At 49.7% G+C, this 18140-nt stretch carries 8 protein-coding genes (1 of these 8 running past the window's edge); 5 read left to right on the top strand and 3 right to left on the bottom strand.

The features are described 5' to 3' along the window. Positions 1 to 11610, bottom strand: partial view of an SDR family NAD(P)-dependent oxidoreductase gene (locus tag EHSB41UT_RS24325; protein WP_106408270.1) — the 5' portion only. Its footprint begins 483 nt before the window's first position; 11610 of the gene's 12093 nt are visible here — the first part of the coding sequence; its start codon is at positions 11608 to 11610; its stop codon lies off the left edge, out of view. A gap of 319 nt (positions 11611 to 11929) precedes the next feature. Here EHSB41UT_RS24325 and EHSB41UT_RS04395 point away from each other — a divergent pair, with 319 nt between their 5' ends. After that, complete coding sequence (locus EHSB41UT_RS04395) at positions 11930 to 12397, top strand: hypothetical protein (protein ID WP_087107245.1); 468 nt, start codon at positions 11930 to 11932, stop codon at positions 12395 to 12397. Between the two features lie 156 nt (positions 12398 to 12553). On the opposite strand, the gene EHSB41UT_RS04400 is transcribed toward EHSB41UT_RS04395, so the two are convergent. Further along, the gene (locus tag EHSB41UT_RS04400) at positions 12554 to 13249 is read right to left on the bottom strand and encodes a thioesterase II family protein (RefSeq protein WP_087107247.1); all 696 of its coding nucleotides are present in this window, start codon (positions 13247 to 13249) and stop codon (positions 12554 to 12556) included. A gap of 149 nt (positions 13250 to 13398) precedes the next feature. On the opposite strand from EHSB41UT_RS04400, the gene EHSB41UT_RS04405 reads away from it, so the two are divergent. Continuing rightward, positions 13399 to 14676 (top strand): cytochrome P450, encoded by a 1278-nt coding sequence (locus EHSB41UT_RS04405; protein WP_087107249.1) that lies wholly within the window; start codon positions 13399 to 13401, stop codon positions 14674 to 14676. A gap of 44 nt (positions 14677 to 14720) precedes the next feature. Here EHSB41UT_RS04405 and EHSB41UT_RS04410 read toward each other — a convergent pair whose 3' ends face one another. Beyond that, on the bottom strand, positions 14721 to 15575 hold the full coding sequence (locus tag EHSB41UT_RS04410; protein WP_087107251.1) for an SDR family NAD(P)-dependent oxidoreductase: 855 nt from the start codon (positions 15573 to 15575) through the stop codon (positions 14721 to 14723). Between the two features lie 134 nt (positions 15576 to 15709). Here EHSB41UT_RS04410 and EHSB41UT_RS04415 point away from each other — a divergent pair, with 134 nt between their 5' ends. From EHSB41UT_RS04415 to EHSB41UT_RS04425, 3 genes are all read left to right on the top strand, one after another. Continuing rightward, positions 15710 to 15937: an acyl carrier protein gene (locus tag EHSB41UT_RS04415; protein ID WP_087107253.1), complete on the top strand. Its 228-nt coding sequence runs from the start codon at positions 15710 to 15712 to the stop codon at positions 15935 to 15937. A gap of 179 nt (positions 15938 to 16116) precedes the next feature. Continuing rightward, complete coding sequence (locus tag EHSB41UT_RS04420) at positions 16117 to 17391, top strand: AMP-binding protein (RefSeq protein ID WP_087107255.1); 1275 nt, start codon at positions 16117 to 16119, stop codon at positions 17389 to 17391. Next, a complete protein-coding gene (locus EHSB41UT_RS04425; protein WP_087107257.1) occupies positions 17388 to 18137 on the top strand; it encodes a lysophospholipid acyltransferase family protein in 750 nt (249 codons plus the stop codon). The genes EHSB41UT_RS04420 and EHSB41UT_RS04425 overlap by 4 nt, the downstream gene beginning before the upstream one ends. The last annotated feature ends 3 nt before the right edge of the window (positions 18138 to 18140 follow it).

An 18140-nucleotide genomic window follows, 5' to 3' on the forward strand; every position in this document is an offset into this window, starting at 1 on the left:
ACCATCCTGATTGATAGCACTGGCGCTAATAACTGCCAGTACAGGATCACCGTCTCTGCGTGCATCTTCCAGCCGCTTAAGCACCACCATGCCGCAGCCCTCGGCGGGGACAAAGCCATCCGCATCAGCAGCAAAAGGACGACAGCGGAAACGAGGGGAGAGTACATTCATACGCGCGAGCATCGGATAATGCCCAGGCCGCTCAATCAGACTGACCCCACCGGCAACAGCAAGGGAACAATCATCATTCAGCAACCCCAAACAGGCTTGATGAATAGCAACCAGAGACGAGGAACAACCGGTATTGATTGGCATATTGGGACCCTGTAGCCCCAGGCTATACGACAACCTGCCAACCATTGCGCTGTGTTCACTGTTTATAAGATTGGTCGCGTTTATTGCGCTGTCCGGAAGGTTCAGCATCCGCCCCTGATGACCATTGGCATAGAGCCCGATCCAGACGCCGGTATCACTGCCATAAAGTGTTTCACGCCGCTGTCCCGCCCGTTCGAGGGCATTCCAGGCCGTTTGCATCATCACAAACAGTTGAGGATCCAGCTCGCGGGCTTCAGCGGGGGCGATACCAAAGAAGCCGGCATCAAACAAATAGATGTTTTCAAGGAAGCCACCCTCGATATTACTAAAGCCAGTCCCGGTCATCGTGTTCAGCCGCGACTTCGGTACCGGGCCAACCGCATCGGTTCCTGACTTTAAAAGCTCCCAAAACTCTTCCGGGCTATCAGCCCCACCCGGGTAGCGACATCCCATGCCAATAATGGCAATTCGCCGATCAGGTGCAGTCGATGTGCAAGGTTTGCTGTTTGGTGCGGGATCATCAGCGTTCTCTGTCAGAAAGCTATACAGACGCTCAGGGGTTGGAAAGTCATAAAGCAGACTTATTGGCAGGGGGCGGCCAACACGCTTCATCAGCCGACTGCGAATCTCCACAGCGACTAAAGAGTCCAGACCCATCTCTCGAAAAGATTGTCGGGGGGATAGCTGATGATCCTCCGGCCAGCCAAGGCTCTGGCATAACAGCCGATCAAGCTCGCTGCGGGTCAGCTTATCTTTAGATCGACTGTCGTCTATCCCGGTTTGTCTCGTGTCGGTTTTGATACCATCGGCTGTCACTGAAGAAGCCGCAGGCTCCGGATAAACCATAAGCTGCCCACAGTGACTCTGAGCCATGGTTTGTGCAAGCAAGACCGAGAGGCTGGATGCCTGCATCGGATAGACGCCATCCCGAGCAAAGGCAGCCAGTGCTTCCGGACGGGGAGGATGACGAGCCGCCATCCCAAAATCAGGGATTACGGGCAGATTAAGACTGCAGGCAGGAAGTCCTGAACGTATCCGGAATTCGGCCAAAGTGTCGAGCAGAAGATTGGCTGCGATATAGGCACCCTGCCCCGGGCCTCCCGCAACAGTCACGACCGACGAACACAGCACAAAGAAGTCCAGTGCTCGTCCACATGTCAGTTGATGCAGCTGCCAAGCACCCAGTGCCTTGGCAGACAGGACATCCGCCATCACCTCCCAGCTCAAGCCGGCAAGGGTAATGTCGTGTATAGTACCGGCCGCATGGATAACTCCTTTCAGCCCGTCTCCAGCCTGCAGCCAATCCTTTTTGAACAATTCTGCAAGAGTTTGCGGCTGGCCGATATCACCATGAACACAATGAATCGTTATCCCATCAGCTCGAAGGCTGGCCAGCCTCTTCTCAACACTCTGTGAGGGAGAGTTACGCCCCAGCAGAATTAATGTACGGGCACCGTGTTCTACCAGATACTCCATCCATGCCTGACCAACAGCACCAAAGCCACCGGTTATCAGGTAACTGCCGTTTTTAGTCAGGGTCACAGCCCGGGGGCTTTCAGCAGGAAGAGAATCCATAGTCAGGCGATAACACTCACCCTTGTGCCAGTGCAGGATAAGCATTGGCTCTGAAAGAATCGATTCCGAGAGAATGGTTTCTATAAGCTGTGGCCTCTGCTGAGGAAGTGAACTCTCAGCGGAAAAATCCAGATGACGACAATGGATTTCCGGCATTTCCTGATGAATAGCCCGCAACAGGCCAGCTGTACATGACAATGCAAGAGAAGCCGATAGTGAATCAGGTACGGTTTCATCATCAAAAGGCTGCGCGCCCCGAGTGATCATCCAGAATGAACGAACTTCAACAGCTGTCGAATCCAGATCATGTTCTACTTTCAGCAGCCTTCGGAGAAAGATTAATAGTGGTTCGCATGCAGACCAAACCTGTTCCAGCAGCCCTTCGCCGTCGACAGCGGGGAAATAGAGAATATCTGTGGGCGCCCGTTCCATCAGGCTCTGGGCATTCGCCACACTCTCCAGCTGTAGCCACTCACAGGATTCGCCAGAAGCTGTGAGTTGCCCCGTTATCCCGTTCACATCAGTAGCACTGCTGCAAATACACAACCAATGCCGTGTGTCTTTATCGGCACCCTGCTCTGGATCACCGAGAAGAACAACATCGCTGGCCGACGCCATTAAAAGTTTCTGGAAGGCTCCTGAACCGGGGACAGGTACAACACGCCCCCCATGGAACTCCGCCGCAGACAGCTGCTCAAACCATTGGGATGCGTTAATCAACGGATGCTCTGTTCTCTGAGGGTGGTCAGTAAAACACCACCAGCCATCAAGCAGGCCAAAGATAAGATCAAGCCAGGGCACCGGCTTCAGCATCTCCACGAAAATGAACTGGCCTGAAGGCGCGCACAAAGTACGGATATGCTTCAGGCACTGCTGAATATCCGGTGTCGCATGAAGGACATTAACAGCTATAACAATGTCGTATGGTCCTAGCTGGCTAACCGGACTGCCTGCTGGGTTCTGTGAGATATCAAGGGTCTCAAAAGTAAACCGATGGTTTGGGTTATCCAGTCCTATCAGGCTACTCCTCGCCATGGTGACAAAACGCTGGCCAATATCAGTAAAGGTGTAGTGAACCGGCGTGTCTGCAAGCTCTCTCAGTACCGATTCTGTGGTACTGCCGGTTCCCGCTCCAATTTCAAGAATACGAACCGGGCCGGACAAACCTCGGGCCAATGCAGCAACCTGCTGGGCCACTTGCTGATTGATAAGCCTGGATGTCGCCATATCCCGATAGATGCCCATAACATCCTGACTGTCACCATCAGGAAAAACCAACGACAAAGGATCAACAGTACCGCTTAACACCTGTCCAAGCTGTGGCGCACATCGTTTAAACAGTCGAACGGCGGGATGGCTTTTCTGTTGTTCCGGTATAAGGGTATTAACTGAGGCTGCCTGATGCGGTTCCTGCCATTGCCAGGAATGTCCATCCGCAACCGGCAGGCAGTAGCCGTTGTTACGAAGAATCGTCAACAGCCTTCGGTAGAGACGCCTTCTGGGTATATGAGCAGACAATGGATCCGGGAAAACTTCGGGATCAAATGTGCAACCGGGTGTGGTTTCGACGCCCAGTACGGGGAGCGCTTCCATAATAGCTCGCACACTCAGTTGATTCAGAATCTCCAGCAGCTGGTTTTCCTGATCAATGGGAAACTCGTCCGGTCTATCCGTTGCGGACAGTGGGTATTGTGTCCAGCAGCGGCCTTTAAGCTGAAAGCCTTGCGGGTGTCGGGGCTCAGCTTGTTGTTTGTACGATGGCTGTTTTTGGGGATGACTCTGAAAGCGGAAGGTTGTTTTGTTGTAGGGATAGACAGGCAGTCTGAGAAGAGGTCGCCGGACGTTTGGGTAGACTACTGACCAGTCCAGATCATACCCCTGGGTAAACAGGTCAGCCAATGTCGTGAGGGCCAGACTTGGCGCTACCGGAACATTATCCCGATGCCTTTCCGGCATATCCGACTCTGGAGAGCTTTGCCACAATCCATCCCACTTATCTTCAGTTACCGCTGTCGTTTTATCCGGGGCTGAATCTGAACGGACCAGCGACAGGTACTGCTCCAGCTTCTGATTGATATCCGCCAACGAATCAGCAAGAAATGCCAGCCGCCAGGCAAAACCGTCTCGGGTCAGGGCCAGACTATGGGCCAGTTGTTCAAGGTTGGTCGCTGGATATTCATCAATATACTGCTGCAGGTTTACCGCCTGCATCATCAGCGCCCGCGGTGTTTTCGCAGAGAGAATGATCAGAACCGTTTCCGCAAATGAAGGTTGCTCACTCTGTTTGTTATGTGGCGGTGACTCCACCAAAACGTGGGCATTGGTACCGCTGAAACCAAACGCGCTGACCCCTGCCAGAACCGGCTGATCTGCATCGGGCAGAGACGTGCCTGCCGTGACAACTTTTAAGGAAGGTGGTTTTTCCTCACCGTTATCCGAGTGAGGGAGTAGTGCCGTGCAGCGAGGATTGACCTGCTGAGCATTTAAGCTCGGCGGTACATAACGCTTCTGAAGACAAAGAACCGTTTTGATCAGCCCTGCAATACCGGCCGCCGCCTCGGTATGGCCGATATTACTTTTCACCGAGCCGATCAGCAGACTTTTATCAGGTGAGGCAAACACATCCGCCAGCGCATTGGTTTCAACGGGATCGCCGAGGGGCGTGCCCGTACCATGGGCTTCTATATAAGCCACTTGCTCTGCATTTACCCCGGCGCTCTGCAGGGCGGATTGCAACAACCGGGATTGTGCTCTGCCATTAGGAGCGGTTGGTCCCTGGCTTTGGCCATCATGATTGACAGCGGTTGCACGGATAACGCCATCAACCCTGTCGCCATCCGCCAACGCTTGTGACAACCGCTTGAGTACCACAACCCCACAGCCCTCTGCCCGAACATAACCATCAGCTTTATCGCCAAAACTGTGGCAACGGTCTGTGGGGGACAACGCCTTAAGCTGGCTGAAATAAATACTGCTCTCAGGCCCCAGAATCAGGTTAGCGCCCCCGGCGATCGCTAGATCGGCATGCCCCTGTAACAGGCTTTGGCAGGCCAGATCAACGGCAACCAACGATGAGGAACAGGCTGTATCTATGGCGAGATTGGCGGCATTCAAGCCCAGCCAGTAAGAGAGTCTTGCGGCCATGGCACTGAACGAGGTGCCCAGAAGTGAATACGGGGTAATCGTGTCAGCATCGGCCATCACGGTACTCTGATACTCACTGCCGCAAAAGCCGGCATAAACGGATGTCATGCTGTTGAGCAGCCCGGTACAGGTTTGCCCGGCCCGTTGAAGAGCCTCCCAGGCCACCTCCATAAACAACCGAAGCCTTGGGTCCAGATACGTGGCCTCTTTCGGCAGTACTTCAAAGAACTCATTATCAAAGTCGTATATATGATCGAGAAAACCACCAGCTCGGCAGATCATACGACTCGGTGTTCCTGCTTCGTGGCTATAGAAGGCTTCTGGCTCCCATCCCCGATCAGGAATGCTGGTGATTGCATCAGTACCCTGCTCAAGCAACTGCCAGAACTGCTCCGGGCTGGTTACACCTCCCGGAAAGCGACAACCCATCCCGATAATGGCAATCGCATCTTTCTTACCTTTGATAGCGTCGGGTGAAGGGCTATCACTTGCTCCCCTGTTATCAGACTGGCTGTCCAACGTTTCCATCAGGTGGTCAATCAGAGTCTTGATAGTTGGGTAATCAAATAACAGAGATGCAGGCAGATTAAGCGCCAGCTTGTTGTTGAGATAACGCCTGAATTCCACCCCCAGCAAGGAATCAAGCCCTTGACCTTCCAAAGGGCGCCCCATATCCAGATGGCTGGCACCACCGGGTAAAATGCGCTGCAAGCCGGAGATAATGAGTTGCTGCAGGTGCTCACGGGTTGGCTCTATCGCCTGTTGATTATCCTGATCACCCTTTTCACCACCTTTATCAGAACAGCTAAGTGCCTTAGCCTCTGAACTCACCTCTTCAGGTAAGAGTGGCTTGATCAATGGAAGCGCCGTGACCTTATCCGACTGCAGATCGAGAGAGAGAATGGCGACACTTGTCGACTGTTCCGGTTGGGCTAACACCGGTTCCCATGCGTCCAAGGCCTGATCAGGATCTAACGCCTGCAACCCCTGCTGATGGATGTAGTGCCACTGGGATTCCGTCATATCACTAGCCATTCCAGTACCAGCCCAGTGTCCCCAATAGATAATCTGTACTGGAAGACTCTGTGCCCTGCGCAGGTTAGCAAGACCTTCCAAGCTCGCGTTTGCGGTGACGTAGCTCCCCTGTCCCGGAATGCCAAAGAGCCCGGAGACCGATGAGAACAACACTAGATTCGCGGCAGGCCAATACCTGACCAATCTATGATGCAGATTCCAGGCGCCCCATACCTTTCCGGCCATCACCCGTTCAAATTGTTCCGGATTGGCTTTTATCAGAGCACAATCTTCTATAACGCCGGCCAGATGGTAGACCGCAATCACCCTGCCTTGGGGCCGGATTTCATCACACAGGGCATCCGCGATTTCGGGACTGGAAATATCTCCCTGCCAGAATCGTACTGATGCTTTAGTCGCAGCTTTGCTATCGGATTTTCTGTCTGCATCAGTCTGCCATTGGCCCAGCAGCGATTGTTGTTTCGATGTCAGTGGCTTTCGTCCAACCAGCAGTAATGTGGCTGAGACCTGAGTCCGTAACCAACCGGCGAGATGTATTCCCATGGCCCCGGTTCCCCCGGAGATCACAATTATCTCTTCAGCATGGGGCGAGAGAGCTATTGGCTCGGATGTTGTTTGAATAGATGACCTGGAGCTACCGAGATCATTCTCAAGCACCAGTTTCCCGATATGGTGAGCACCAGCCATAAAGCGCAAAGCCTTTTCGCTATCGGACAGTGGAAACGTCTGAACCGGCAGAGGCTGGAACACCTTTTGTTCAAAGAGACCGTTCAGGTGTTGCAAGGTGGCGGTTATATGATCGGGATTGGCAGCAGCCACAGACATAAGATCGAAGTGGTGATAGCTGATTTCCGGATAGTGTTCAGCCAGCCATTCTGCAGATCGGATGTCAACCTTGCCCAACTCAATAAAGGTGCCCTGGGCAGTGAGCAGGTCGAGGCTGCGATCAAGGATATCGCCAGTCAGGCTGTTGAGAATCAGGTCAACTCCAGACTCGCCATTATCTGGAAACAACTCCCGAATACCCTGATAAAAACCGGTATCTCGTGAGCTGAACAGATGCTCGACTCCCATTTCCCGCAAAGCATCCCACTTCCTGGCACTGGCTGTTGCGATCACGCGCGCGCCACGGAAACGGGCGATTTGCACTGCGGCCATCCCGACACCACCGGCAGCACAGTGTATTAACACCGTCTCCCCAGCCTGAAGATTGCCGAGTGTCACCAGTGCATGCCAGGCCGTTAACCAGACAACCGGAATGCCGGCCGCCTGGGAATAATCAAGCCATTCCCCTTTCCGGCACAGGTATTGCTCGTTCGTGGTCGTGTACTGAGAGAAGCCACCGGGAGCCAGACCGTAAACGGCATCACCGGACTTCAGGCGCTGACAGCCCTCTCCAACCCGGGAAACTGTACCCGAGACTTCCAGACCCGGCTCTCCCGCCTCACCGGGATAGAGCCCCAGAATATTCATGACATCACGAAAGTTCAGCCCGGCACAGCGGACAGCAATTTCCACCTCGCCAGCTTCCGGAGATTGGCGAGGTGAGGAGGTAATGCCAAAGCCGCCCAGCTGCCCCGGCTGCTGAATGATGAGCTTCCGCTGTTGCGTTTCGAGGCCAAATTCGGGTGAGGCCGAGCGCAACCGCAAACCGTGGAAACCGTTCTCTTTCCAGATAACAACCGACTCGGCAGGCCTATCCTTCAGACACGCCTCTATAGCCCCTTGATTATGTGCAACCGTGATGCAGTAAAAGCTCTGCTCGGAGTGCTCAGCCACAAAGACCCGGGACAGCCCCTGCAGGGCAGCCACCATCAACCTTGAGGCTTCGTTATCGTCTTCTGTCAGTAACCAGACTAAAGGCTGGGAGGGTTCTTGCCGCTTGATGGCCATCTGCAGCATTGCCAGAGCTTTGTCGATGGCCGCCATAACCTGCTGACGGGCGGTGTCGCGAGTGCCGGACAGCGTCCAGATAACCAGATGATCATTCTCTTCTGAAATGGACAAATCCATTTCACTCGGCCAAGGCCCGGCCTCACCGCAAAGCTCCCAGCTCAGGTTATAAAGCGACGGTGGATGACTATCGAAAGACACACCAAGAGGCTTCCAGCCCAGTTCGGGAACAGCATCAGAGGCTGTTACAACAGGGGGGGAATAAGGTCGAACAATAGCCTGAGACTGGCCTTCTTCAATAGAAGCCCTTTGAATAATGGCATGGGCATTGGTACCACTGAAGCCAAAGGAACTGACGCAGGCCCAGCGAGAGGCAGGGCCGGGCTGGTTCTCACTGACAACCTTGAGAGACAGCTCCTCCCACGGAATAGCGGACGACAGCGGTTGACTGTTCAGGTTAGCGGGCAGTTCGCCATGCTCAAGGGCCAGCACGACCTTGATTAAACCGGCGACACCCGCTGCGGATTCCGTGTGACCGATATTGCTTTTCACCGCCCCCAGCAACAATGGACGGTCTGCATCTCGGCCTTGACCATACACGGCATTCAATGCTTCTACTTCTACCGGGTCTCCTAAAGCGGTTCCCGTTCCATGAGCCTCGGCATAGCCGATATCCCCTGCCCCGCAGCCAGCCTGTTGCAAAGCCGAGTGGATAACCGCTTGTTGTGCCAGTCCGTTCGGTGCAGTCATCCCCTGACTGTAGCCATCATGGTTCACCGCACTGCCTGCAATAAACCCTCTGGGTGCCTGTGTGTGTAGCGCCGTTTCTACTCCAGCGTTATTGCACCGGGTCAGTATGACAATACCGCTCCCCTCGGCACGGACATAACCATCGGCCTCGGTAGAAAATGTACGACACCGGGATGTTGGTGATAGCACTCCTAGTTTTTGGTAATAAAAGGTTGTTGCAGGGTCCAGCAGCAGATTAACGCCACCGGCAATTGCCAGATCACACTCGCCAGCTCTCAGGCTCTGGCAGGCTTTATGGATGGCAACCAATGAGGAGGAACAGGCAGTATCAATCGCCAGATTCGGCCCGTGCAGATCCAGCCAGTACGACAATCGGCCGACCATCGCACTGTGTGCAGTAAAAAGCAGGGTGTTGGCGGTTATATCCCCCTGCATACGACGGGACAGATGCTCGTTGCTGCTGATGCCGATAAACACACCGGTCCGGCTACCCCGTAACTGGTCACGCGTAAGCCCTGCATCAGTCAGCGCCTGCTGTACCACTTGAAACAGCACCGCCATTTGTGGATCCATCTCTTCAAGGGCGGATTCCGGTATACCAAATGCGGCTGCGTCAAAATGGCTGATATCATCGAGCAGCCCGGCACCTTGAGGCAGCTCCCGGTTGAATGATGCTGCCCAGCGCTGATTGGTTAAGGGCTCGATACCATCCTTTCCGGAGATCAGCAGCTCCCAGAATTGTTCTGGGTTATTAATACTTCCGGGAAAACGACAACCGATGCCTACAATGGCAATCCGCTCATCCTTTACCTGTTGATTCGTCTCTTTAGTTGATGGTGATACACCTGTTTTCTGCAGGTAACCAATCACAGCTGCGGGGGTTTGGTAATTAAACAACAGTGTTTTAGGAAGAGTCCCGGCACAGAGGGATTCCAGCTTCTGATGTAACACCTGGGTCAGTATGGATGATAAGCCCTGATCCCTAAGTGCTATGTCGGGTTTCAAGTCATTGCGATCAATACCAAGAACGGAGGCACAAATCGTGAGTACGTTCGCGGAGATTTCATCGTGGGACAGGAGTATTGGTGCCTGCCATTGTTGTTCGGAAGGACGCCTCTGCAGTGATGGTGTGGGAAATGCCCGAGTCTGAAACGGATACCCCGGCAGAGACACAATGCGCCCCGAATCCAAAGCCAGCGTCCAGTCTACAGAATGACCATCCCGCCAATTGGCAGCCAGCGCTTGCAGAGAGTTTGATCGTTGGTCTTTTACCGCCGGCACATCATGCGGTGGATGCAGCAACTGCGGATTTTGATAGCGGGAAAGCTGCTCAAGCAACTCCTCCCGATTGCGCCCCGTAATTAATACACGGCAGTCAAATGACTCTCGACCTACGGCCAGAGTGTACATGACATCCTGCAGAGAGATGGTTGGGTTTTGAAGCAGCCAATGTTGGATATTATCCAGCTGCTGCTTCAAAGCCTCTGGGGTTTTGGCTGAGACAGGAAGAAGAATTTCGTTATCGTCTTTATCCTGGGCAGGCGCCTGAGAAGGAACCACGGTATCAGATTCAGACTGTGCCGCCTCAACAATGACATGAACATTGGTACCACTGATACCAAAGGCGCTGACACCCGCCAGTTTGTTTCCCGCACCCCAGACTATTGGCGTTTGTGAGAGCTGTAGCCCCGGATAATCACCACCCGCTAACAGGGAATGTGATGCGTCCAGTGCAGATGCAGGTCTCTCATGGCTCTTTAAGACAGCAAGAGCATGCACCAGGCCTGCCAAACCGGCTACGGCTTCCGTATGACCGATCTGCGCTTTCACCGCTCCCAGAGGTAATGCATGTCCCCTTGCAGCTTCGCTATGACTGAACACCTGTTGCAGCGCCGCGAGTTCAATCGGATCCCCAACTGGGGTGCCGGAACCATGGGTTTCAAGATAACCAATATCCTCCGGCAGACAGCCCGCATCCGTCAGTGCCTGCTGAATAACGGCTTGTTGTGCCGCCTGATCGGGAGACGTGGGAATTTTTGTACGACCATCATGGTTGGTGGCCAAGCCGCGTATGATCCCGTTTATGGGCCGTTTTTCTGCCAGTGCCCGCTCCAGAGGCATTAGCACTAATGCAATGCATCCTTCTGCGCGTACATAACCATCGGCTTGAGTAGAAAAACTGGCACAGCGGCCTTTAGGAGACAACATTCCGGCCAGCCCAAGACGACAGGTGTACAATGGATCAAGATTGAGCTGTACGCTACCAACCAAGGCCTGATCGCACTCTCCGGCCTGCAGTGACCGACAGGCCAACGCCAGCGCACTTAGACCTGATGAACTGGCAGTATCAACAACACAGGCCATACCACTGAGATTGAGCGCATGGGCTATACGCCCTGCCAACATCGCCCGGTTATCCCCCGTAACCGGTTTGGCATCCGGGTTCAGAAATGGTTGTTGTTCCTTTGATCCGGCTAAACAGCAAGAAAAATCATCCTGACTGGCACCGACAAAGACACCGGTTTTGCAGTCCGTAAGAGCAGTATTAGTTAGTCCACTCTGCTCAAGAGCATGGTAGGCCGTCTGCAGCATAAGCCTTTGCCGAGGATCCATCCCCGTGGCTTCTGCATCTGATAGCTGGAAAAAGCCAGCATCAAAGTGATCATAATTTTCCAGCCAGCCAGCACGTTTCCCGTATTGGCTCCAGAGTTGAAACATGTCCTTATCAGACAAGTGGTCTGGTATACGATTCGGCGGGCAATCGCGAATACAGCGATCAACACTATAAATATTTGAATTAGATAAACAGTTCCATTTGGATCTATTATTTAAAGCCTGATCAGACCGGTCTTCATCTCCGGGCAAGAGAGCCGCTATTCCACCAATGGCGTACTGCACACATTCCCCTCAAAGCTCGCCAATAACCATTGCTTGGAGAAAAGTAGTCGTACACGTCTGATATCTTCAAGTCGATCAAGGACAGGTTTTAGAAGTCAGCTTAAATTTGCCGCTACCAAACTGTAACAAACAGTCTATTCTTGTCTTCTATTTTTCAACATGAGTGAACAGCATATTGCCTTAATGCACCGTAGTACCTAATCACTGGGTTATTTAATTATAACGTTGAGAAAATTTGTTATATCTCCTCTAACGGCTGGATATGTAATTTGTATTCTATTATCCAGACTACCGAGCTAAACAGAAAGAGATCTTCATTATGTTTGCACGAAAGTATATAAACACTTTTTGTGGTGGAACTGTTATGGCTGCCCTAATGGCCATCGGATCTTCACAGATACAGGCAGATGAAAGAAATTCTTATGACCAGCTAAAAGATTGCTACTTCGGACCCGCGTCCTGCAAAGTTACGTTCAACTTCCAACAGTGCAAGCCAATGGTGCCCGTCACTGACGCTGTCACAAAATCTGCAGAGAGAATATTGGAAGCTAATCTTACCAATTGGCAGCCATATCACTTAATGGGTGAGGATAAGATAAATCATGACATCATTCTCACTAACCACTTCCGTTATTTTATAAACTTTGATGCAGATCCGGTATGGGCGACTGAATCGATAGTAGCCTCAGAAACAGGTGACATTTATATTGTGTTCCATACTGACAGCACGAAATATCTCTTATCAAAATGCACACCTAATGCGTTTAGCATCTACCAACAAGAATGAATTTAACACTGTGAAATAACAGGGTCATCAAGGCAGCCCCTATCATCCCTGATCGGAACTTCACTTCCAAAAATTTAAAATTAGAACAGTGAAGATTCCGATCCTTCTAGTTACAAATAGGATTAACTCATCTAAAACAGAATTAAAAAATAAAAATCAAGAATGACTCAACAAGGTATCAACAATCATCTTAATAATTTCCCCTCTGTTCATTTCCAGAAAGAAATGATTCCCTTGATACTGATAATGGCTATGATTTAGCGTCGTGTAAAGCGACCATTTTCTTATGAAGTCCTGGATTGCCACATCATCACAATCCCCGGCAAGCGTAGTAATAGGTACTGAAACCGTGTTGGCGTAATGTCCACTCCAGGACTCCACCATGGCATAGTCTGTTTTCAAAATCGGCAACAACATTTGCAACAGTGCAGTTTCTGACTGCAACACTTTAGGAATGCTACCTAGCCGGGTTAACAGCGCAATGATCTGATCATCGTCTTTGTCAGACAGAAACAGTTTGCGCTGATAATGAGGAGGCTCACAACCTGACAAAAAAATATGGACTGGCACCGGGAACTGAAATGACGGTGCGGAACGAACAATTTCATAACTGAGCATGGCGCCCATACTGTGCCCGAACAGACTATATGACTCCCCTTCCTGCAAGCGCTGACTCATCTGGTGAACCAGATCCGCAACCATGTCCTCTATAGTCGTAAGTAATGGTTCGTGAAAACGACTCCCACGCCCCGGCAGAGATAAGGGAACAAAAACCATATCTTCTTTTCCAGAATCCCAATCCCTATAGATGGTCTCGCTCCCGCCGGCATAGGGAAGGAAAAAAATGATCATGGTGATGAACGTCCACAATGAGTGAAATGAGACTCAAGTTAGTGGAATTTTCTTCAAAAGCCATGCCTCCATACAACCATGGTCTACGATCTTTGATCAGACCGGTTTAATACCAAGATGCAGACTCAAGACAAGCTCAAGGTTGGATCATGACCAATAAGGAAAAGCAGACAAAAGAGCACTTCTGCCCAGACTTTCGTTCTGATTCATTCCTGCAGAACAGCAAGAAAGTATTCAAAGCCATGCATGATTCCGGCTGTCCGTTTGCCTTTTCTGAAAAAGACCAGTACTACGCTGTTGCTTCCTACGATGAGGCACGGGAAATACTTGGTGACCATGACCGCTGGGAGAACAAATATGGCGCCGGTCTAAGCTATTCACACCCCAATTGCGATGTACTTCTTGGTACAGATCCACCGTTGCATACAACCCAGGTTAATATTCTTGCCAAGGCTTTTAACCAGAAAAAATATCACGAGATACAGCCTGCGCTGGAGACGTATATACAGAGCCAGTTGCAATCCTGGTACAGCGATGGTCAGGTCGATATTCAGCGTCAATTGTTCAAGGTCTTGCCGGCATATGCACTCTGTACATTGCTGGGCCTGGGCGCCATTACCAATATTGAGAAGGAGTGGCCTGAACACTTCGCCGAAGCAGCTATCGCCATTGCCGAAGAGCTTTATCAGCCACAGGATACGAAAGCCGAGAAAATTACCACCCGCGCAGCCCGTCCTGAGTCGGCTGAAAGCGTGATGAAATCTGTCGCCCTTATGAGAGAATTTATCGGGTATTGCAAAGATGGGATGAGATCCGGAGCTCTGGATGAAAGCAGCAATCCGGTCTGCTGTTTATTAACAACCTGTGACAGCGATGGGTTCCTCCTTTCTGAAGAGGACATCTTTGGTGTGCTTAACTTCCTGCTCCTGGCTGCGGGTACATCAACCACGATACTGCTTGGAAATATCACCTACAGGTTGCTTAGCAATCCTGAACAGTTTGAGTTGATAAAGAATGATCGACGTTTGGTAGAACATGCCATAGAAGAAACACTCCGCATAGACTCCCCGATCAACGGCCTGTTCCGGACAAACCGCGAAGAAGAAACCCTGGGGCCTTACACCGTTAAAAAAGACAGCAAAATTTTAATGCTTTTTTCCGGAGCGAATCTTGACCCTAAAACTTTTGATGCCCCTGATACCTTCAATATCCTGAGGGAGCTTTCCGATATCAAGAAGCATCTCTCGTTCGGCTACGGTATACACTACTGTCGCGGGGCGGAGCTTTCCAAAATACAGGCACGATGTGTGGTCAACATGTTAATCGATAACTTCATTGACCTGAAGCTAATCGGGGAACCAATCATTCAAACCAGAGCACCTGCCCTCAATGGTTTTGAATCGTTAACTATTGGCTGGGTCGTTTAGATAATGATGTCGTAAGAAAGACATCGACAAGAAAACAATAGAAATCATTTATCATTATGACTGTTTTTATTGGTCTGCGAGAGAATCATCGCCTTGAATAAATGAAAGCCGAGCACTTTATATAAAAGCACCATTCTCTTGGCCATATAGCCCGTATAATATGTGCGCCTTGGCTTAGGATCATTGATAATTTTCTCGATCATTTTCGCCATGACCATGGTGGAACAGGCCTTGTTATTTTTACATTGAGAAAAAGCTTTATCCGTCTGCGCTATCACAAACTCATACAGCGCCTTGTAGGATGAACTTTGCGTTCTCTGTACAACATCCCCCCTCGCGCTATGCCAGATATCCGTATCAAAAAAACCTGAAACAACAGTACTCACATTAATATTGTATTGTGAAACCTCCATCGAAAGGCTGTTGGACCAAGCTTCCAAAGCATGTTTTGTCGCTTCATACCAGGCTGAGAGTGGACAAGAGATTACACCTGACACAGAGCTGGTACTTATGATCAGCCCCGATCTGTTTTTGCGCATATGCGGTAAGACTTCCTGGGAAAGACGAGACAATCCAAATAAATTTGTCTCAAATAGACGCCGCGCATCATCAAGGCTGACATCTTCAATCGCACCGTAAAGACCAAACCCAGCATTATTCCAGAGAACATCAATTCGCCCTTCACAATCCATGATTCGGGACACAATTGATTGGATATTTTCCTCATCAGTGATATCAAGAAAGAGCGCTTCACCACCTTTTCTCTGTATCTCCTGCATATCGTTCACGCGTCTTGCAGCGCCATAAACTCTATACCCTTTACCACATAAATATTCCGCAGTGGTTCTTCCTATTCCTGATGATGCTCCAGTTATCAGAACTACTTTTTTGTCACTCATTAGGAGTACATCCCGACCAGAAAGAATAGCGAAAGTTTAGCCGGATAATACGTTCAGACCTCGCTCATTTTCTCTGTGAGAATGCAGTACATAGTCTATATTCACCACCGAATTCATCCTCAGCAGATCAAGCTATGGCGACCCCACAGGAAGTTCTAATAATACTGGCAAAGACAGGCCTTCCTGACGTTGATGAAAACAGTGATCTGGCAAACGACTCCCGGTTCGACTCCGTTAAGTTGATAACCTTCATACTTCTTATTGAAGAAGCTTTTGGTATAAGACTGGACTTGAAAGGCTTTGAAAAAAAACAGTTTCGCAATGTTATTGCTATAGCAGAGGCTATCAATCAACAGTCATAGGCTCTAACACCTTCCATTCATAGCTAACTGGATAGTCAAATGTACTACTCATGGGAAAAACGTGAGTTCTGCGATCAGGATAAAGATGGTGACAGAACCTTTCTAAGTATCGAAGGGAGGGATATTGACTGGCGTGCATTCCAGATTGCTGTCACTAAAAAAAAAATATCTTAGAGACAATGGCGAAAGGCTATTGCTGCGTCCTTATTGGGGGTAGAACACTGTCATCACTGGAATGGATGATGGCCTGCTTTTCTGCCAAGCAGCCGTTCACGCCTCTCAATGCCGATACTGGTCAAGCAAGAAAGGAACAGATGCTTGACTCTATAAAAAGTTATTACCTAATTAATTGCCAGACTGATGAAATATCATCTTACGGTGTCGATCAAAATTCACCTGGTCAATTCCAGGATATCGCATATATCATTTTCACTTCGGGTACCACAGGTACACCTAAAGGTGTGGTTATCAGCAATAAAGCCATTAACAACATGATAAAATGGATGCTGTCATGGCCTTTCTACTCGCCAGAAACATCAGCTCTCAGCTTTTTCCCATTCAACTTCGATCCAACGATATTTATTCTTGCCAGCATGTCGGGGTGGGGGGGCAGGCTGACACTGTTAGATAACGAACACCTCTCTCATCCCAGTGAAATTATCAATACGATACGTAGCAACAAAATATCTTTCTGGTTTTCAACGCCAACGCTGTTGCTGAAGTTTCTTCTTATGCATGATTTTCACTGCAAGAGTTTACCTAGCCTGAGCTTTTTCTTCTTAACAGGGGAAGGATTACCAAAGGCTTGCTTAAGATATCTGGCAGAAAAGTTTCCCGCTGCCAAAATCCATAATGCCTACGGCCCAACAGAAGCGGTTATTGGTGTATCAACCTCAGAAATTTCCATTAATGATATCAATGACGAAGGCTATGTACCTGCTGGTCGCCCTCGTGAAGATATCGAGATTTTTATTGATAACCCTGTGGGCGATAAAGAAGGTGAAATCATCATTCGTAGTGATTACCTGGCATCGGGATATCTCAAAGATGGCCTGGTCACCTCTCTGGGCACAAAGCACAATGAATATCCAACCGGAGACCTTGGCTTTGTCAGTGAAGGTCGTCTTTACATAACCGGTCGGGTTAACCGCCAATTTAAATATTCAGGAATGCGTATTGATCCCCTTGAGATTGAACTTGCGATTTCAGACGTTTCAGGGGTTCTATTTGCAAAGCTTTCACCTAAGAAGGTTATGGATATAGTCGCCTCAATACATGCAGACATTGTACTTGAAGAGCATTGTGTAAAAGAGGACATGCAGCAGGCTATCCTCCATAAGCTGCAAGAGAACTTTCCGAAAGAGATGATCCCCTCCAGTTTCACCTTCACTTATTCATCTCAAGTGAAGCTTACCAAAAACAATAAGTTTTCCCCTCAGGACAATGAGCCATGATCAAAAGAAAACACCACATCATGGCCTCTATTATTTACCTGTTATGGGAAAAGAAAATCATACCGGTTATGTCTCGCATGTTTCCTGCCAAAAATAGTGATGAACTAAAAAGCTCTCTTAAGAACTCAATGGCAAGTTCTATCGTTGACATTCAAAACATGGGTGAAACCCACCCTGATGATATAACTCTGCTTGGTAACCCAGCATTACTAAAAAATGGTGCCATTATTGCCGGAATCCACATAGGTGATGACTCAAAGATACAAATCAAACTCAACAGCCTTGGTATTACCAATATGGCTATCGAAGGTAACGGTGGGTTTATTTATAGAAGTCTTGAAAAAAAGATGACACGTAAAGGGTTACGCTTTATTCGAGGTGACAACAATGCTCTTCACAAAGCCTCAGAAGCGCTTAGAAACGATGCTGTTATCTATATCTCTGCCGATATCAGGACTCAGCAGACCACAACAGCAAAGCTATTGAATACCGAGTTTTATGTTTCTGACTTTCCTTTTTACCTTGCAGAACTTGAGAATAAGCCACTTTACCTCTCATACATAATTAATAATGATATTCACCTCGAGCCTATCGAAGCTCTCCCAACCGATGATGTGTCCTCTCTGAAAAAAATACAAAGCTTAAAAGCAGCCTACTATAAAAGAGCCAGTGAAGTTATTGCTCAGTATCCTGAAGAATGGTGCTGGATGCTGATTGGTCTCAATCTGATCAAACCGGTTCAATAATTG

Source organism: Parendozoicomonas haliclonae (genome assembly GCF_900174585.1).
Lineage (GTDB): Bacteria > Pseudomonadota > Gammaproteobacteria > Pseudomonadales > Endozoicomonadaceae > Sansalvadorimonas > Sansalvadorimonas haliclonae.